8 protein-coding genes and 1 pseudogene are annotated in these 20,475 nt (G+C 62.3%); 6 read left to right on the forward strand and 3 right to left on the reverse strand.

The annotated features are described in order from the left end of the window. Positions 1 to 188 precede the first annotated feature (188 nt). The gene (locus tag AC0V2S_RS10945; protein WP_475509759.1) at positions 189 to 1,541 is read right to left on the reverse strand and encodes a TolC family outer membrane protein; all 1,353 of its coding nucleotides are present in this window, start codon (positions 1,539 to 1,541) and stop codon (positions 189 to 191) included. A gap of 370 nt (positions 1,542 to 1,911) precedes the next feature. Between AC0V2S_RS10945 and AC0V2S_RS10950 the strand changes: the two genes are divergently transcribed. The 5 genes and pseudogenes from AC0V2S_RS10950 to AC0V2S_RS10970 all read left to right on the forward strand — a co-directional run bounded on the left by AC0V2S_RS10950 (position 1,912) and on the right by AC0V2S_RS10970 (position 16,788). Next, positions 1,912 to 13,929 (forward strand): retention module-containing protein, encoded by a 12,018-nt coding sequence (locus AC0V2S_RS10950; protein ID WP_475509760.1) that lies wholly within the window; start codon positions 1,912 to 1,914, stop codon positions 13,927 to 13,929. Between the two features lie 181 nt (positions 13,930 to 14,110). Further along, positions 14,111 to 14,449 (forward strand): tryptophan synthase subunit beta, encoded by a 339-nt coding sequence (locus AC0V2S_RS10955; RefSeq protein ID WP_475509761.1) that lies wholly within the window; start codon positions 14,111 to 14,113, stop codon positions 14,447 to 14,449. 221 nt (positions 14,450 to 14,670) lie between these two features. Beyond that, positions 14,671 to 16,028 (forward strand): annotated as a pseudogene (locus AC0V2S_RS10960) (MATE family efflux transporter). Positions 16,029 to 16,044: 16 nt separating this feature from the next. Beyond that, positions 16,045 to 16,230, forward strand: a complete 186-nt coding sequence (locus AC0V2S_RS10965) for a YhfG family protein (protein ID WP_475509762.1) — start codon at positions 16,045 to 16,047, stop codon at positions 16,228 to 16,230. Positions 16,231 to 16,302: 72 nt separating this feature from the next. Further along, the gene (locus AC0V2S_RS10970; RefSeq protein ID WP_475509763.1) at positions 16,303 to 16,788 is read left to right on the forward strand and encodes a hypothetical protein; all 486 of its coding nucleotides are present in this window, start codon (positions 16,303 to 16,305) and stop codon (positions 16,786 to 16,788) included. Positions 16,789 to 16,854: 66 nt separating this feature from the next. Here the strand turns inward: AC0V2S_RS10970 and AC0V2S_RS10975 are convergent, their stop codons facing one another. After that, complete coding sequence (locus tag AC0V2S_RS10975; RefSeq protein ID WP_475509764.1) at positions 16,855 to 17,517, reverse strand: TetR/AcrR family transcriptional regulator; 663 nt, start codon at positions 17,515 to 17,517, stop codon at positions 16,855 to 16,857. Positions 17,518 to 17,572: 55 nt separating this feature from the next. Here AC0V2S_RS10975 and AC0V2S_RS10980 point away from each other — a divergent pair, with 55 nt between their 5' ends. Then, on the forward strand, positions 17,573 to 18,661 hold the full coding sequence (locus AC0V2S_RS10980; protein WP_475509765.1) for a DUF2855 family protein: 1,089 nt from the start codon (positions 17,573 to 17,575) through the stop codon (positions 18,659 to 18,661). A gap of 208 nt (positions 18,662 to 18,869) precedes the next feature. On the opposite strand, the gene AC0V2S_RS10985 is transcribed toward AC0V2S_RS10980, so the two are convergent. Continuing rightward, on the reverse strand, positions 18,870 to 20,342 hold the full coding sequence (locus AC0V2S_RS10985) for an inorganic phosphate transporter (protein WP_475509766.1): 1,473 nt from the start codon (positions 20,340 to 20,342) through the stop codon (positions 18,870 to 18,872). Positions 20,343 to 20,475 lie beyond the last annotated feature (133 nt).

Consider the following 20,475-nt stretch of genomic DNA (forward strand, 5'->3'; position numbering starts at 1 on the left):
ATTCGGTTGGGGAGAGACAGCCTTCCCCTGCTAGATTCTGGGTCCCGGCCTGCGCCGGGACGACGGAGTATGGGGTCGAAACCTCCGTCATCCCGGCGCAGGCCGGGATCCAGGCGCCCCGATTTGCGAATAAATACACACCAAAAAAACGCCACCCCCGCAAGCGAAGGTGGCGTCATGGCTAGCGCTTAGTTCAAACCCGGCAACGCAATCTGCGGCTTCACGTCGTTCTGCACCACGGTTTCCATCGGCGCCACTACACCCTGGCTTTTCAGCAAGGTGCCCAGAGTCGCCTGCAGGCGGTACTGGGTGTACTGCTCGGCCATCTTGATTTCAGCCAGACGGCGCTGGGCGCTGAACAGCTCGTTTTCGCTGTCGAGCAAGTCCAGCAGGGTGCGCTCGCCGAGGGCGAATTGCTTCTGGTAGGCGGTGCGTACTTCGGTGGTTTCATCCACGTATTTCTGCGCGATCGGCAGCTGGGCACGGGCGTTGCTCAGCGCGTTCCAGGCCAGGCCCAGTTCTTCGTTGAGCTGGCGCAGGGCGTTGTTGCGGATGTCCAGCGCTTCGCCGGCCTGGTAGGAGCGCGCCTCGAGGGTGGCCTTGTCGCTGCCGCCGCTATAGAGGTTGTAGCGCATGCGCACCATGGCTTCCCATTCGTTGTAGTGACCGTCCTGGCCGTCGATGTCGTTGTTGGCGGAACGGCCCAACTCGGCATCGAAACGTGGGTAGTAGGTCGACTTGGCGGCCTTATATTGCTGCTCGGCGGCGGCGATATCGGCTTCGGCCGAACGCAGGATCGGGCTGTTCTCGATCAACTGCTGGCGCGCCTGAGCCAGGGTTTCAGGCAGTTGCACGCCGGTTGCCGGACGCTGCACGTCAACAGGGTCGACACCCACGGCGCTATAGAAGTTGGTTTGCGCATCGACCAGGTTGGTCTGCTCGGTGATCAGGTTGTTGCGGGCCTGGGCCAGGCGCGCTTCGGCCTGGTTGAGGTCGGCCAGACGGCCTACACCGCGATCGGTACGCAGACGGATCTGGTCGTGAATGCGTTCGTGGCTGTCGAGGTTGTCTTGCGCCAGACGCACCAGGTCCTGACGGGTCAGCAATTCCAGGTAAACCTGGGCGACGGTCAGCGCGGTGCGCTCGGAGGTGTTTAGCAACGCATAAGCACGGGAATTGACGGTGGCCTGGTTGCGGCCGATTTCGCTGGAGGTGGCGAACCCGTCGAACAGCATCTGGCTCAGGCGAACGGTGGATTCACCGCGGTTCAGGGTATTCCAGTCGTTGCGGCCACCTTCGGCACGAGTCGACGGATCGTCGGTGCCTTCACGGCCATAACCGGCCAGCACGTCCACTTTCGGCAGGTAACCACCTTGCGCGGCACGCAGGCCTGCGTCAGCGGCCAGGCGGCGGTTTACTGCCGCGTGAACTTCGGGGTGCTCGGTGACCGCTTGTTGCATGGCCTCCTGCAGGGTTTGAGCGGACACGGAAAAACTGGCACTGACAGCAAGCGGCAGCAACGCAAGAAGACCAAAACGCATGGTGAAATTTCCCCTGAAACCTACTACGAACGCCAACAACAGGCTTTTGATGGGTACGAAAGTGGCAGATTTTAATTAGTTTTTATGCCGAAAAAATAAGTGAGAGCTACTTCTCAGTTTTTCGTATCGACTTCACTCTACTGTCAAAGTGACATTACGGAACAGATTGTTTAGGATGTCACAAAATTGGTCAATAGTTTGGCAGAAAGATGCCTAAATCGACAAAAACACCAAATTATTGACGTCACTTTTTAGACGCTTATCCCTGGCAAGATCCTTGCCTCTTTAGGTGTCACCCGCTCGACCGCTTGACCTAACCGACCTTTTTTGCACTGCCGTTTGCCTGAAGTTTTCCAGGGAGAGTCACTACATGAGCACCGTCGTCGCCATCGTTAAAAGCATTGTTGGCCAAGTAATCGCGACTTCCGCCGAGGGCGCGCATCGCGTACTCGTTGAAGGCGATCGTTTGTTTGTAGGCGACACCCTGGATACCGGCGCGGGCGGTATGGTGACTCTGGAGCTGACCGACGGTCGCACCCTGGACCTGGGCCGCGGCACCCAGTGGAGCAGCGCTGAAACGGCCAGCGAAAGCACCGAAGCCACGGCGCAGAGCGCCTCGGATGCCAAAGCAGAAGTGCTGGATGTGCAGCGCGCCATCGCCGCCGGTGCCGACCCAACCCAAGACCTCGCCCCGACCGCAGCCGGTCCGGGTGCTGGCGGCGCGGGTGGTCCGGCAGGCGGCAGCCACAGCTTTGTCTTGCTGAGCGAAACCGGCGGCGCGGTACAGCCGGAAATCGGCATCGCCTTCACCGACCCGGCTGGCGGCGACGCGGTGGTTCAGGAACAGGCATTCGGCATCGACCAAAACGTGGCGCCGGCATTCACCACGCCGAACGGAAATGATGCAACACCGACAATTAATGTCACTACCGATGAAGACACCGCCTACAACGGCACCTTCACCGCCAGAGATAACAACGGCGACGCTTTGACGTATGCCGTGGTGGGCAGCGGCACCGCGCACGGTTCCTTGACGCTCACCCCGCAAGGCGTATGGACCTACACCCCGGCCGCCAACTACAACGGCCCGGACAGTTTCCAGGTGACCGTCAGCGACGGCCGTGGCGGCAGCGACACCCTTACCGTGAACATTGGCGTCAATCCGGTAAACGACGCGCCGATTGCCGACCCGGCAGCGGCCAGCGCAACCGAAGACGGCGCCATCGTCGGCGGCAAACTGACCGCCAGCGATGTCGACACCGGCGACACCCAGACCTTTACCGTACAAGCCGGCAGCACCGCGCCAGCGGGCTTTACGCTGGGCAGCGACGGCACATGGTCCCTCGACCCGAGCAACGCGGCGTACCAAAGCCTGGGCGCCGGCGAGAAGCTGACCATTGACGTGCCGTTCACCGTCACCGACAGCGGCGGCCTGACCAGCAACAGCGTACTGACCCTGACCATCACCGGCGTGAACGATGCCCCGGATGTCAGCAGCACCGTTGAAGTAACCAAGACCGAAGACGACAGCGCCTTTACCGTCAACCTGCTGAGCAATGCCAGCGACGTTGATAACGGCGACACCATCAGCGTGACCGGCGTGGCCCAATCCGGCAGCGGCGACGCCTCGGGCGTGACCGTCAACGCCGACGGCATCCTGAGCGTCAACCCCAACGCCTACAACTACCTGGCCGTTGGCGAAAGCGTCACCCTCACCTACACGTACAACGTGGTGGACCTCAATGGCGGCAGCACGCCGACCAGCGCGACCATCACCATCAACGGCGTCAACGATGCGCCGGTAGTCAGCGCTGCTGTCACTGCAACCTTCACCGAAGATGCCGCGCCGCAAACCATCAACCTGCTGCAAAACGCGAGCGATGTAGACCTGAGCGACAACCTCAGCGTCGCCAATCTGCAGGAAACCAGCGGCGGCAACGCCAGCGGCGTCACGCTGAACAGCGACGGCACCCTGAGCGTCAACCCGAACGCCTACAACTACCTGGCTGCCGGCCAGAATTTGACCCTGAACTACACCTACAACGTGGTTGACGGTAATGGCGGCGTCACGCCGACCACCGCCACCCTGACCATCACTGGGCAAAACGATGCACCGGTGGCCGTGGCCGATATCGCCTCGGGCAACGAAGACACTGTGATCACCGGCAACGTGCTGACCAACGACAGCGACCCGGATAGCGGCGCTGTGCTCAGCGTGTCCAAATACAGCTTCTCGGTCGGCCCGCTGACCTTCACCGCCAATGCCGGTGAAACCCTGAATACCGTGGTGGGCAAGCTGGTAATCGGCGCCGATGGCAACTTCACCTTTACCCCGGTCGCCAACTACAACGGCCCGGTGCCGACCGTTACCTACACCCTCACCGACGGCACCGCGACCACCACCGCCACCCTGAATATCACCGTCAATCCGGTAAACGATGCGCCGTTCATTACCGCGCCGACCTCCGTGCAAGTCACCAACGAAGACACCAGCAAAGTGTTCTCCGTGCTGCGCGGCAACAGCATCGCCACCGGCGATATCGACAGCCCGAACCTGACCACCACCCTGAACGTCGACCACGGCACCCTGACCCTCGGCCCATTGGCCGGCGGCGTTACCGTGACCGGCAATGGCACCGGCAGCCTGATTCTCAGCGGCAGCTCGGCCGCCGTCAGCGCCGCCCTGCAAGGCCTGACCTACAAGCCGACCGCCGACTACAACGGCACCGACCTGCTGAAAATCACCAGCAGCGACGGCAGCCTGACTACCAACAGCAGCGTGGCCATTCGCGTTGATGCCGTGGCCGATATCCGCGCCGATGCCGTCAGCGTGAACGAAGACAACACCCTCTCCTTCAACGCCATCACCGGCGTCGGTGGCGGCAGCGCTGATAACTTCGAAAACCCGGACCGCGCCGTTACCGCTGTTACCCAGGGCCAGCACGGCAGCGTGACCTTCAACGCCGACGGCACCCTGGTGTACACCCCGGTCGCCAACTACAACGGCACCGACACCTTCACCTACACCGTGACCTCCGGCGGCGTGACTGAAACCGCCACCGTGACCGTGACCGTCAAGCCGGTGAACGACGCCGCTGTGCTTTCCTCGGCCGACGTGCACGTGGCTGAAACCAACGACGCCATCACCACCGGCGGCACGCTGACCGTTACCGATATCGACAGCCCGGCCACCTTCACCCCGCAAAACAATGTGGCCGGCACCTACGGCACGTTCAGCATCAATGCCGCCGGCGTGTGGACCTTCACCGCCAACTCGGCCTTCAATGCCCTGAACGTTGGCCAGAGCGTGAGCGACAGCTTCACCGTTACCAGCGCCGATGGCACCCCGACCACCGTCAAGGTCACCATCGACGGCACCAACGATGCACCGGTCGCCAGCAGCAGCGTGGTAGGCAGCGGCAGCGAAGACCCGGCCACACCGATTCAGGTCACCCTGGGCGGCAGCGATGTCGACGGCACCGTGACCGGTTACTCGATTGAATCCTTGCCGGAACACGGCACCCTGTACGCCAATGCCGATGGCACCGGCGCACTCACTGTGGGCTCGGTGGTCACCGGCCCGGTGTATTTCGTGCCGACCCCGAACTGGGGTGGCAGCACCGACTTCGACTTCAAAGCCATCGACAACAATGGCGCCAGCTCGGATACCAGCAGCGCCACGATTAACGTCACCCCGGTGGCCGATGCGCCCACCCTGACCTTTGGCGGCGGCAGCCAAGTGATTGCCACCGGTTTCGAAGAAACCAACCTGGCTGGCGGCTGGAACGGCAATATCGCCGTCGGCTCCCTGGGCAACGGCAACTGGCAGACCGGCAACAGCGGCAATGGCGTAGAAATCGGTAGCGAAGGCACCTACATCAGCGGCGGCAGCGGCACCAATCAGGTGATCGAGCTGGAGCGCAACGATGGTGATGCCAGCAACCTGTTCACCACCATCAATGCCGATGCTGGCGAAACCTTCGTGGTGCAGTTCCAGTACTCGCCACGCAGCGGCCAGGAAAGTAACTCGGGCATCGACGTGTTCTGGGGCGGCGTCAAAGTCGGCACCCTGACCGGCACCACTGCCGGCCTGACCACTTACACCTACACCCTGCCCGCCGATGCGGCCGGCAACTACACCCTGGAATTCCGCGCCACCGACAGCAATTCCCTCGGCGGCCTGCTGGACAACATCAGCGTTGTTTCGCAGCCCAACGTCGGCCTGGAAGACCACGCGATCAAGCTGTCCTCCATCAGCGCCGCCGTGACCGACACCGACGGTTCGGAACACATCAGCAAGATCACCATCGACGACGCCCCGGCCGGTTCGATCATCAGCGACGGCCACGGCAATACCGTGACCAGCACCGGCGCCCCGATCGACATCACCAACTGGGCAAAAGACAGCCTGACCTTTACCCCGCCGCAAGATGCCAACGGCACCGTCGTGCTGCACGTGAGCGCGACCTCGACCGAGAGCAACGGCGACACCGCTACTACCACGCTGCCGCTGACCGTGACCGTATTGCCGGAAAACGATGCGCCGACCACCACCAACCAGACCCTGACCACCGCCGAAGACACCCCGGTGACCGGCGTGGTGACCGGCGCCGATGTGGATGGCGACACCCTCAGCTACGGCGTGGTTGGCACGGGTGCGGCCCACGGTGTGGTGACCCTGGACCCGGTTACCGGCGCCTTCACCTATACCCCCGGCAGCGATTACAACGGCCCGGACAGCTTCCAGGTCGCCATCAGCGACGGTAAAGGCGGCACAGTGATCAGCACCATCAGCATCGGCGTAACGCCGGTGCCGGATGCGCCGACTGTGACCATCACCACCGACGCCAACAACGACGGCAACTTGACCACCAACGAAGTCAACGGTTCGTCCAACGTGGCCGTCACCATTGGCCTGCCGGCGGATGCCGTCGTTGGCAATACCCTGACTGTCAGCAACGGCGCTGGTACCCCGCAGATCTTCGTGCTGACCCCGGAGCAAATTGCTGCCGGTTCGATTGCCACGACCTTCCCGACCCCGGCCGATGGCGCCACGCTGACCGTAAATGCCAGCATCAGCGACGGCACCCTGACCTCGCCGACCGCCAGCGACAGCGCCACTATTGGCGACACCACCGCGACCGCCGCACCGACCGTCACCATCACCACCGATGGCAACAACGACGGCACCTTGAGCAACGTTGAACTGGGAACCGCCACCACCGTAGCGGTGCATGTCGGCATTCCGGCCGACGCTGTGGCCGGCGACACCCTGAAAATTGTCAGCAACACCGGCTCTATCCAGATCATCCCCCTGACCGACACCCTGATCGCCAGCGGTATCGACCTGAACTACCTGCGCCCCGCCGATGGCGCCACCCTCAGCGTCACCGCCACCATTACCGACGCTGCCGGCAACGTTTCGCTGCCGGGCAATGACAGCGCCGTGGTGGGCGACACCACCGCCACCGCCGCGCCAACCGTGGTAATCACCACCGACACCAACAACGATGGCACGCTTTCCAACACCGAGTTGGGCGCCTCAGCCAACGTTACCGTGAAGATCACCGTTCCAGCCGGGACCGTGGTCGGCGATGTACTGAACATCACCAACCCGGACGGCAGCGTCAGTGCTCACCCGATCGTCGCAAACGATCTCAGCAACGGGGTTGAACTGACCTATCAGCGTCCTGCCGACGGCCAGCCAATCAGTGTTTCGGCCACCATTACCGATGCCGCCGGCAATATCTCGAAACCTGGCAATGACAGTGCCGTGGTTGGCGACACTACCGCTTCGCCGGCGCCTATCGTCACCATCACGACCGACAGCAACAACGACGGCATCATCAGCACGGCCGAGCTCAAGGCCACCCAGTCCGTGATAACGCACTTCGCTATCCCGGCAGGTGCAGCCGTAGGCGACACCTTGAAAATTTCCATCGATGGGCATCCGGCGTTTGTCCTGACCATCGACCAGTACCTGCTCGACCACGGCGTGAACATGTATACCCAGGGTCTGGCCGACGGTCAGGCGCTCACGGTTTCCGCCACCATCACCGATGCCGCGGGTAACGTTTCTGCCGCGGGCAGCGACACGGCCACGCTGGGCGACACCACCCCCACCGCCGCACCGACTGTTGTGATCAGCACCGACACCAACAACGACGGCACCCTGAGTAATACCGAGCTGGGCGCCTCGACCAGCGTGACCGTGAAAATCACCGTGCCGACCGGCGCGGTGGTTGGCGACACGCTGAACATCACCAACCCGGACGGCACCGTTAGCCTCCACCCTGTTGTGGCGGCAGACCTGACTAACGGCGTGACCCTGACGTATGCACGCCCTGCTGATGGCGCCAGCCTCACTGTGTCGGCCACCATCACCGATGCTGCCGGCAACACCTCGCTACCGGGCAGCGACAGCGCCACCGTCGGCGACACCACCGCTGCCACCGCGCCTATCGTGACCATCGTCGATGACGCCGATAACAATGCCCAACTGACGACCGCCGAAGTGGGTACTGACGGCGTGCAAATCAGCGTTGCCGTCAACAATGCCGATCTGGTGGCCGGTGGTACGGTCAGCCTGAATATCACCAATGGCAGCGATACCCATACCGCCAACCTGGCCCTGAGCAATGGTGTGCTGGTAACGGCCGGCACCACCACCCCGGCCACCGGTTTCAGCTACAGCAACGGCACTATCACCTTCACCGAAACCAAACCGGCTACCGGCGAAACCATCAGCGCCACGGCTACCCAGACTGATGCCGCCGGCAACACCTCGGCGCCAGGCACCGACAGCGCGCAGATGGTTAATACCAACCCGGTAGCGGTCGCCGACCACTACGTACTGGGCCTCACCGGCCAGTACTTCGGCTATGCCCAGGGCAGCGGCGCCAACCTGGAAAATATCGCTCAGGTCGAAACCCTGATCAGCGGCAAAACCCCGGACGCCACGTTCGTGGCCACCAGCCTGAACTACGGTTCGGTGGGCGGCGACCTGGGCGCTGGTACGCATCTGCAGACCTTCCTCGGCAACGATGCTGCCAGCCTGTCGACCGACCCGGGCAACACCAGCGACGCGATCATCAAGCTCAGCGGCCAGGTATCGCTGGACGCCGGCACCTACAGCTTCAAAGTGACTTCCGACGACGGCTTTATCCTGCGCATTGACGGCCAGGACGTGGTCAAGTTCGATGGCAACCGCAGCGCCGCCTCCACCACGGCGAGCTTCACCATCCCCACCAGCGGCGCCCACCAGATCGAAATCATCTACTGGGACCAAGGCAGCGATGCCTCGCTGAAAGTGGAAATCAAAGGGGCCAGCGACAGCGCCTACACCGTGCTGGGCGCTACCGGCAACACCAGCGCCCTGGTGACCAGCGAAGACAACGCCCTGACCCTCAACGCCAGCACCCTGCTGAAAAACGACAGCGACGTGGACGGCGATGCCCTGACCGTGACCAGCGTGCAAAGCGCCACCCACGGCAGCGTGGCATTGAACAACGGCGTGATCACGTTCACCCCGGACGCCAACTACAACGGCGAAGCCACGTTCCAATACACCGTCAGCGATGGCCATGGCGGCACCAGCAGCGCCACCGTGACGCTGTATGTCACGCCAGTGAATGACGCTCCGGTGGTCACCTCCGGCGCAGCCGCTGCCACGGGCACCGTGATCGAAGCCGGCAATACCGACGACGGCGCAATTGTGGCCGGCACCCCGACTGTCACTGGCACCCTGACTGCCACCGATGTCGACCAGGGTTCCACCACGACCTGGAGCCTAAATACCGGCACCGGCACCTACGGCACCATCGCCATTAGCGCTGCAGGCGTGTGGACCTACACCCTGAACAACAGCGCGGCGGCCACCCAGGCCCTAGCGGAAGGCCAGACCGGCCACGAAACCTTTACCGCCACCGTTTCCGATGGCCTGGGCGGCACCGCTACCCAGGTGATCACCGTCAATGTCACCGGCACCAACGATGCGCCAACCGTAAGCGCGCCGCTGACCGCCAGCGGCACCGAAGACGGCAGCAATGTGGTGGTCAACCTGCTCACCGGCGCTGCCGATGTGGACAGCAATGCGGTGCTCAGCGTGACCAACGTCAGCACCCTGCCGGCCGGCGTCACACTGTCGGGCAACACCCTGACCGTGAACCCTAAAGATGCCAGCTTCCAGTCGCTGGCTGCCGGCGCCACCAAGGACATCGTCGTCACCTACAACGTGACCGACGAGAAAGGCGCGGTGGTTGCGCAAACGGCCACCGTCACCATCACCGGTACCAACGACGCGCCAACCGTGAGTGGCGTGGTCACCGCTTCGGGTGTGGAAGACGGCCCGACGTTCACCGTTAACCTGCTGACCAACGCCAGCGATGTCGACGCAGGCGCAGTACTCAGCGTGGGCAATGTCAGCACCCTGCCAGCCGGCGTCACTCGCGTGGGCAGCGTTCTGACTGTCGACCCAAGCAATGCTGCCTTCCAGGCCCTCAAGGCGGGCGAGCAGCAGACCCTGAACATCACCTACAACGTGGTGGATGACAAAGGCGCGACCGTTGCACAGACCGCCACCATCACCATTACCGGCACCAACGATGCACCAGTAGTCACGTCCTCTGCCGCTGCCGCAACCGGCACCGTAATTGAGGCTGGCCTGACCCCAGCCGGTGTGGCCACTGCCGGCACCGCCACCATTGGCGGTACGCTGACCGCCACCGACATCGACCACAGCTCCAGCACCACCTGGACGGCGGCCGGCACCGGTACGTACGGTTCGCTGACCATGACCACCGGCGGCGTGTGGACCTACACCCTCGACAACACCAAGCCTGCTACTCAGGCCCTGGCCGCTGGCGAGAGCACCACTGACACCTTCACCGCCACCGTTTCGGATGGCGTGGGCGGCACCGCCACTCAAGTGATCACCGTGACCGTCAAAGGCACCAACGATGCACCGGTGGTCACCTCCGGCGCATCGGCTGCGACCGGCACCGTCACCGAAGCCGGTCTGTTGCCTAACGGCACCGCTACCGCTGGCACCGCCAGTGCGACCGGCACCGTGGTAGCCACCGACGCCGACCACAACTCCACCACCACCTGGAGCGTGGCCAACGGCACCGGCACCTACGGTTCGTTGAGCATGACCAGCGCTGGCGTGTGGACTTACAACCTGGACAACAGCAAGTCGGCGACTCAGGCCCTGGGGGCCGGTGACGTGAAAGTCGACACCTTCACGGCCACGGTTTCCGATGGTTTGGGCGGCACCAATACCCAGGTGATCAACGTCACTGTGAACGGCACCAACGATGCTCCGGTAGCCGTCAACGATCACTACACATTGCAGGGTCTCACTGGCCAGTACTTCGGTTATGCCCAAGGCAGCGGTGCCAACCTGGCAACCATTTCCCAGGTTGAAGCCCTGATTACCGGCAAGACACCGGATGCCACCTTCACCGCCACCACGCTGAACTATGGCAACGGGGTCACCACCGACCTGGGCGCGGGCACCAACCTGCAAACCTTCCTGGGTACCGACAAGGCCAGCTTGTCTACCGACCCGGGCACCACCAGCGACGCGATCATCAAGCTCAGCGGCCAGGTCAGCCTGGCTGCCGGTACCTACAGCTTCAAGGTGACCTCGGACGACGGCTTTATCCTGCGCATCGATGGCCAGGACGTGGTCAAGTTCGACGGCAACCGCGGCGCCGCCGCCACCACCGCGACCTACACCATCCCCACCAGCGGCGCCCACCAGATCGAAATCATCTACTGGGACCAGGGCGGCAGTGCCGTACTGAAAGTGGAAACCAAACTGGCCAGCGCTGCCGACAGCGCGTACACCGTGCTGGGCACCAGCGGTAATACCAGCTCGCTGGTGACCGCCGAAGACACCGCGCTCGCCATCAAGACCAGCCTGCTGCTGGGCAACGACAGCGACGCCGATGGCGGCACCCTGAGCGTGACCAGCGTGCAGGGCGAGACCCACGGCAGCGCGGTCTTGAGCAACGGCGTGATCACCTTCACCCCGGATGCCAACTACAACGGCGAAGCTACCTTCCAGTACACCGTCAGCGACGGCAAAGGCGGCACCGCCACGGCCAACGTCACCCTGTTCGTAACAGCGGTGAACGATGCGCCGGTGGTAACGGCGACCCCGGTTGCCCTGACCGGCAACGAAGACCAAACCGGCGGCATCATCATCACCTCGGCGCAGTTGCTGGGTAATGCGAGCGACGTGGATGGCAACATGCTGAGCGTGCTGAACCTGATCAAAACCTCGGGCTCGGGCACCTTGGTCGCTAACAACGATGGCACCTGGACTTTCACGCCGACCAAAGACTGGAACGGCACCGTCAACTTCACCTACACCGTCAGCGACGGCACCGTAGGCGTGGCCGACAGCGCCGTACTCACCGTCAAACCGGTGGCCGATATCGTGGCCGACACCGCCACGACCGACGAAGACACCGCCATCACCCTCAACGTGCTGGGTAACGACAACTTCTCCAACACCGCCACCATTAGCGCCATCAACGGCGTGAACATCACCACCAACTCGGTGAACGTGGACCACGGCTCGGTGACGCTGGTGAACGGCCAATTGGTGTTCACGCCAGCTGCCGATTACCACGGCCCGTCGACCTTCACCTACACCGTGACCTCCGGGGGCGTGACCGAGACCAGTACCGTCAACCTGACGATCAACTCGGTGAGCGATGCCAGCACCCCGACCGTTACCGTGACGCCAAAGGGCTACTGGACCTTCGACTCCACCGCAGTAACCGGCAACGGCAACAACGCCGTCACCACGGTGAGCAACGCCACCACCAGCCAGACCGGTGTGCTCAACGACATCAACACTACCGGTGGTTCGGCAATTCCAACCCTGAGTTCGGGCACTGGCACCGGCACCCGTGCCGACGGCGCCGGCAAGTACCTGACGCTCAACACCGGCACTGATATCGGTGACATTGTTCAGGTGGACAGCACCATCACCAACGCGCTGCTGGCCAGCGCCACCCTGACCTTCTGGATCAACACCGCGCAAGCGGGCAACTCCGACGGCAAGGGCACCTCCTGGAACAACCCGAGCATCATCGGCAGCGAGCAGGTCGGTGGCGGCAACGATATCCAATGGGGCGCGATCAACAGCAGCGGCAAGATCGGTTTTGGTCTGGGCAACGTCAACGGCGTGTACAGCACCACCTCGGTCAACGACAGCCAGTGGCACAACGTCGCCATCTCGCGTGATGCGTCTTCCGGCCTGGTCAGCGTGTATGTCGACGGCAAACTGGAAGCCACCGGCAGCCCAACCGACAGTGCCTTTACCGGCGCGCTCAACCAACTACTGGAAATCGGTGCCACCAACGCCTTCACCGGCTCAGGCACCGATGCGACCGACTCGGCGTACTACAAAGGTGCGTTGGACGACCTGCGTATCTACAGCGGTGTGTTGACCGCTGACCAGGTCGCCGCGATCAACCACGTAGAGAACGGCTACCAAGGCACCGCAATCGCCAACGCCACTACCACCACACAGAACACACTGACCTTCAGCGTGACTGAAACGGCGAGCAAGTTGACCGTTACGGGCCTGGAAAACGGCATGACCCTCACCGACGGTCACGGCCACACGTTCACCTCCAGCGGTGTGGATTCCATCGGCGACCTGAGCAGCTGGGACACCTCGAACCTGAGCCTGGGCAACACCGGCACCGCCTCCGGCACCCTGATTTTCGCTGGTAGCAACAGCGTCACCATGGCCGACGGCAGCATCGACACCAGCACCACCTACCAGGCGATCACGCTGGCCAACGGCACCTCGGTACTGGCCACCGGCGGCACCGGTGCCGACACCCTCAACGGCTCGTCGGCTGCCGACCTGCTGCGCGGCGGTGACGGCAACGACACCCTCTACGGCGGTGCGGGCAACGACCGTCTGGAAGGTGGCGCCGGCAACGACAAGCTGTATGGCGGTGACGGTAACGACCTGCTGATTGGCGGCGACGGCAATGACCTGCTGTTCGGCGGCAGCGGCAACAACATCATGACCGGTGGCGCAGGCGCGGATACTTTCGCCTGGGCAAAAGGTGAAGCCGGAAATTCGACCATCACCGACTTCAAAGTCAGCGAAGGCGACCGCATTGACCTGACCGACCTGCTGCCTGACATGACCAACGTCAACGTACTCGACTACATGAAAGTCGACACCGCGACCTCGACCATTCAGGTGAGCACCTCGGGCCATATCGATCAGGGTTCGAACGTCAGCATCACCCTGCAAGGGGTTGACCTGACCAACTACGGTTCGTCGTCTGCCGACATCATCAAGTCGCTGGTCGCCGGTACCGATCCGGTGGTGAAAACCGAACACCATTGATTTAGGGCGGGACTAAACGGCGCGTCTCCAGCAGTTGGGAGTTCGCGCCGTTTTTTTATCGGCAGAAAGCGGCCTGGCAAGAATGCATTGCAGGCGCTACACACAACTGGCAGGGTTTGCGTTTGCACAGCCTTGATGCGGGCCGCCGTGAGTACTTCAACTAACAAGAGAGGGTTTGCTGATGCTGTATGTCCAGCGCAACGAGTTCGGTGAACTGACGCGCGTAGAAGCGGCCCCGTTCGACGGTGCCAGCGGCACGCTGCCGGCCGACGACCACGACGTGCAAGCCTGGTACGCCAACCACAGCGTCGAGAGCAACCTGCTGCAACTCAAGCAGAGCGACCTGGAAATGATCCGGGTAATCGACGACCTGATTTCGGTACTGATGAATAAAGGCGTACTGCGCATCACCGACCTGCCACCGGCTGCGCAAAGCAAATTGCTGAGCCGGACTCAGTCACGCGAAGCGTTGGGTGGGCTGCATAAGCTGATTAACGATGATGATTCGGGGGTGATTTAAAGCCCCTGCGCAGGTGGGGTGGCCCGCGACCGCAACGGTGCGCATAGCACACCCTACGAGAGCAAAAGCCCGTAACCGAAACGCGCGGGCTTTTGTAGGGTGTGCTCCGCGCACCAAGCGATTGCGCGGCATACACCATTGACGTACCGCCACCGCACGCCAGGTGCAAAACCGCCGCGTTCATGCTCAGATGGCCGCCTGCCGAATCACGAGCCCTCCCAATGCAAGCCCCCACTTCCGAACGCCCGCTGTGGCAGGTTTACCTGGTTTTCTGGTACCGATGGTGCTGTCCAATTTCCTGCAAGGGTTGTCGGGCACGCTTAACAGCATTTACATCGGGCAGATGCTGGGCACTCAGGCGTTGGCAGCGGTGTCGGGCATGTTCCCCATCGTGTTCTTTTTTATTGCCCTGGTGATCGGCCTGGGCTCCGGCGCATCGGTGCTGATCGGTCAGGCGTGGGGCGCGCGTGAGCCGCACATGGTCAAGGTGATTGCCGGCACCACGCTCACCGTGGGTGCGTTGGTGGGCCTGCTGGCTGCCGTGGTCGGCACGGTGTTCGCCCGCCAGGCCATGATCGCCCTGGGCACCCCGGCGGACGTGCTGGACGACGCCACCGCCTATATGCAGGTGATGATGCTGATCATGCCCCTGCTGCTGGTGTTCGTGCTGTTTACCCAGTTGCTGCGCGGGGTAAGTGACACCGTGTCGCCGCTGTTGGCGTTGATTGTGTCCACCGTCGCCGGCCTCCTGCTCACCCCGGCCCTGATCAAAGGCTGGCTCGGCTTTCCGCCGCTGGGCATTCAGAGCGCGGCTTATGCGGGCCTGTTCAGCAACCTGTTGGCGATGCTGCTGCTCACCGTGCGCCTGCGCGGTAAACAGCACGTGCTGGCCCCCGACCGCGAGATGCTGCGGGCGCTGCGCCTGAACCGCGAGATTCTCGGCAAAGTGCTGCGCATCGGTCTGCCGACCGGGGTGCAGATGGTGGTGATCTCGTTGTCGGAATTGGTGATTCTGGCCCTGGTCAACCAACATGGCTCGCAAGCGACCGCCGCGTATGGCGCCGTAACGCAGATCGCCAACTACGTGCAGTTCCCCGCCCTGTCGATCGCCATCACCGCCTCCATCCTCGGCGCCCAGGCCATCGGTGCCGGCCAGGTCGAACGCATCGGCACCATTCTGCGCACGGGGCTGCTGTTCAACACCTTCCTCACCGGCGCGCTGGTTGTGCTGGGCTACGTGTTGTCGCCCTGGCTGCTGGGCCTGTTTATCACCGACCCGGCAACCCATGCCCAGGCCGAACACCTGCTGCACATCATGCTCTGGAGCATTCTGATCTTCGGCTACCAGGCCGCCGTAGGCGGCATCATGCGCGCCAGTGGCGTGGTGCTGATGCCGGTGGCCATTTCGATCTTCTGCATCCTGGGCGTACAAACCCCGGCCGCCTATTTGCTCGATGGCCACTTTGGTCTGCAAGGGGTGTGGATGGCGTTTCCGCTGGCTTATGTGACGATGCTGGTCATGCAGACGCTGTACTACAAGCTGGTGTGGCGGCATAAGGGGATTCGGCGGTTGGTGTGAAGCGAGGGGAAAAGCCATGACTGACAAAAGCCTTGAAGCCAAAAAGGCCTTTATCGCCAGATCCCGTCTGTCGAACTATGTGGCAAGCCTGCGACTGGAAGGGTTCGAGGTCAGCGAACGTGATATCGAGCTCAAGTACAAAACTCGCGAAGAAGCGCTGGCCTCCATCAAGCAGGCAAAAAACCTTCAAATCGCGCCCTAGCCAGCCAGAGTTTTCCTCGACATTATCTGTACCAACCGTGCGCGGTCCGCGCCCGCCATTTGAGTTCACGGAATGAACGCCGACCACGACGATGCCCCCTATTACCTGCAACGCTCCCGGCCCCGGACCCACATCTGGCGCTGGGCGGCGGCGCTGGCCATTGGTACCGTAGTCAGCCTCGGTTTGCTGTTCCTCGCAGGGCAATCCTTCGACCAGCCTCCCCAGGCCTCCGCCCCACCGCTAATGCCAGCGCTGCGCAGCCAACCTACCGCTGTTATCGATGCTCGCGTGGCTACGCCAATCGAGCCCGCGGCCATAACGCCGTCTGCCAATACCCCGAAGCAAACCGTCTTCAACGACCACAACTACCAGCCAAAACCTTTGGTGAATTCAGTAGCCATGCCTCCGATTGATACCGCACCCACGGGCGGCATCGAGGTTAAAGGCGTGGTGACCGGCGTTAGCGAAAAACCCATGGCCTGCTGGCCGTTTAGGGAAGGCAGCATTGAGTACCGCGATTGCAAACGCGCGGTGCAGCTCAGTCTTCGGAATCGATAAACTCCTTACCTACACCACCGATTTCATCAACAACCGCACCATCACGTATACGTAGCGCAGCGCCGCTCACGTCAGCGCCGCCACCCGCTGCACCAACATCCCCTTCATCTCCTCCAACCACACCCGTTTCTGCTCGGCGCTTAACTGCGCCGTCAGGCAGTAGCGGCGGCCGCCCCACACGCTGGTCAGCCAGGCATCAACAGTTTCGCCGGCGGGCTGATGCGGCAGGTCATGGCACGCAGCAAACACCTCGCGCCATTTACCGGCCAGCTCTTCATATGCCCGCGCCTGATGTTTGCGTTCGGCGATCTTGTATTCGAGTTCGATCAGGTCGTAGCCGAACATCGAGCGGTCGGGCTCAGGTGGGTTGCAGCACACTTCCAGCAGGCGCTCGATGCGCGCCTGCCAGCTCAGGTCGCTGGGTTGCACCACCTCGGCATCCAGGCGCGCCAGCAGGCATTCGATGCCGTAGCGCACGTAGCCGGACAACATGGCCTCTTTGCTGGGGAAGTAGTCGTACAGGGTGCCAATGGCGACGCCCGCTTCCAACGCCACGGCGCGGGTGGTCAGGGACGGCCAGCCGTCGCGCAGCCAAATCCGAACAAAGGCTTCATAGATGGCCTCCACGGTGAAGATGGCGCGGGCCTGGCTGGGGCGTTTGAGGGGCTTGCTGCGCGGCTTTGCCGGGCTGGCTGGCGGCGTGCTGGCGTTTCCGAACCCGCGCTTCATGGTTAGCTCGTACTCTGTGACGACACGCTTACTCCCACAAAACCAGGAGCCCGTCATGTCCGGTCGCAGCAACGTAACACGCCTTCTTACCGAAAAAAACGCACTGGACCAGAGCCACATCCAGACCCACGAAGAAGACCTCAGCGCCGGCCCCGGCGAGATTGTGGTCAAGCTGGATCGCCTGTCGCTGACCACCAATAACATCACCTACGCCGCCTTTGGCGACTCGATGAATTACTGGGATTTTTTCCCCACCGGCGACGCGAGCCTCGGCCATGTGCCGGTGTGGGGCTTTGCCGATGTGGTGGCTTCCGCTGTGGAAGGCGTGGCGGTGGGCGAACGCTTCTATGGCTACTTTCCGATTGCCAGCCACCTGCGTATGAAGCCTGAGCGCGTGACCGACCGCGGCTTTTACGACGGCGCCGAACACCGCCGCAACCTGACCTCGGCATATAACCAGTACACCCGCTGCAGCTGGGACCCGTATTACAGCCCGGCCACGGAAAACCTGCAGATTCTGCTCAAGCCGCTGTTTCTCACCTCATCGATGCTGGCGGATTTTCTCGAAGACAACGCGTTCTTCGGCGCCACCCGTTTGGTGTTTTCCAGTGCATCGAGCAAGACCGCGTTTGCCACGGCGGTGTGCCTGGATGGCGCGGGCGTGGAACGGGTGGCGCTGACTTCGCGGGGTAATACAGACTTTGTCGCGGTGTTGGGGTGCTACGAGCAGAGCCTGGCTTACGACGACCTGAGCCAACTAAGCACAGACCAGTCGACGCTCTATGTGGACTTCTCCAGCGACCTCGCCTTGCGTGACCGTGTGCACCAGCACTTCGGCAGCCAGCTGGTGTACAGCTGCTGCGCGGGTTCTGCACAAAGCACGGACCCGGCGCAACTCACCGCCATTACCGGGCCGCAGCCGCAGCTGTTCTTCGCGCCGATTCAGCTGCGCAAGCGCAATGCGGATTGGGGGCCGGTGAAGGTGTCCGAACATATTGGTGAAGGGCTGGTGCGGTTTTACGACCAGATCACGCCGCTGGTGGACGTGAAGGTGAGCCAGGGATTTGCGGCGGCGCAGGCGCTGATCGGCAAGCTGTACCACGGCCAGGTGTCGGCCAAAGAAGGACATATCGTGGAGTTGTGATCGCTGCGGTTTTGGCGCTCTGGCGATAGTGGCCGTTACTCGGTCAAGGGTTTCGGGGCTAGAGCGAGGCAATGCGAAAGTCGGCTTTACAGCGCAGCGTACTTAAGTACGTGAGCATTTAAAGTCGGCTTTCAACGCCTCATGGCCGACGACCCGGAAGCCGAAATAATCGACAAATAAAAAGCCCCGCTAGATGCGGGGCTTTTTGTTAATCAACGAACCGTGTCGCTAGCCAGAAGAGGCCAGCTGCAAGGCCCATCGAAATCGGCAAAGTCAGCAACCAGGCCAGCAAGATATTGCGCACGGTGCCGCCTTGCAGCCCGCTCTTGTTGGCCACCATGGTACCGGCCACACCCGACGACAATACGTGGGTGGTGGATACCGGCAGGCTGTATATGTTCGCCAGGCCAATGGCAAAAGCAGCGGTGATCTGCGCCGACATGCCCTGGGCATAGGTCATGCCCTGCTTGCCGATCTTCTCGCCGATGGTGAGCACCACACGTTTCCAACCCACCATGGTGCCGATACCCAGCGCCAGGGCCACGGCCAGAATCACCCAGAACGGCGAGTATTCGGTGGTGGCGGTCAGGTCTTTACGCAGCTTGTCGAGGTCGGCTTTTTCACGCGAGGCCAGGCCATCGAGCTTGCCGACTTTCTTCGCGGTGTCGTCCAGGCACAGCAGGTAACGACGAACCTGAATGCGCGTGTCCGGCGCCAGGCTGTGGTAGTCGTCTACACCTTTGAGGTCGCTCAGCAGGCCGGCAATGGTGGCTTCGGTTTGCTGTGGATTGCAGCGGAACAGCTCAGGCATTTCGGCGGTGCTGGCTTTGCCGAGGGCCAGGAAGTCACCGAGGCTGTCGCGGTTGCGATCGTAGAACTGGCTCAGGTGAATGGTGGCGTCGCGGGTGCGTTCGATCTGGTAGGTGGTGCTGTTCAGGTCCAGCACGAACTGCGCGGGCACGATGCCGATCAGTACCAGCATGATCAGACCGATGCCTTTCTGGCCGTCGTTGGAGCCGTGAACAAAGCTCACGCCCATGGCCGACAGCACCAACACCAGGCGATTCCAGAACGGCGGGTGTTTCTTGTCGTCGATCTTGCGGCGCTGGTCCGGAGTCTTGTGCATCTTGGACAGCGGACGCCACCATTTCAGGCCCATCAGCACCAGTGCGGCAACCACGAAACCGGCAATCGGCGAGGCGATCAGCGACATGCCGATATCAATCGCTTTCTGCCAGTTAACGCCGTCGGCCAGCGGAATATCGCTGATCAATGCGTTGGCCAGACCCACACCGAGAATGGAGCCGATCAGGGTGTGGGAGCTGGAAGCCGGAATACCGAAGTACCAGGTGCCCAGGTTCCAGGTGATGGCGGCGGCGAGCAGCGAGAACACCATGGCCAGACCGTGGCCGGTGTTTACGTTGATCAGCAGCTCTACCGGCAGCAAGTGCACGATGGCATACGCCACGCCGACGCCGCCGAGCAACACACCGAGGAAGTTGAATACACCGGAGAGCATCACCGCCAGGTGTGGCGGCATGGCTTTGGTGTAGATCACGGTAGCCACCGCGTTAGCGGTGTCATGGAAGCCGTTGATGAACTCGAAGAACAGGACGAACGCCAGAGCCAGCACCAGGCTGATGATTACCCAGGGTTCCAGCCCGCTGAAAAGATCGAACATGTGGTTTTCTGTTCAGGTCGAAAGGGGGCGCGATTATGCCAGATAACCGCTGCGTGAAAATCTGAAAACTGCTGGTTGGTAACGCTAGCAGAGAAAAACCGTCACGCCACGGTCATAAAGCCCACAGCCCGCG

This window comes from Pseudomonas sp. CC11G (genome assembly GCF_056174845.1).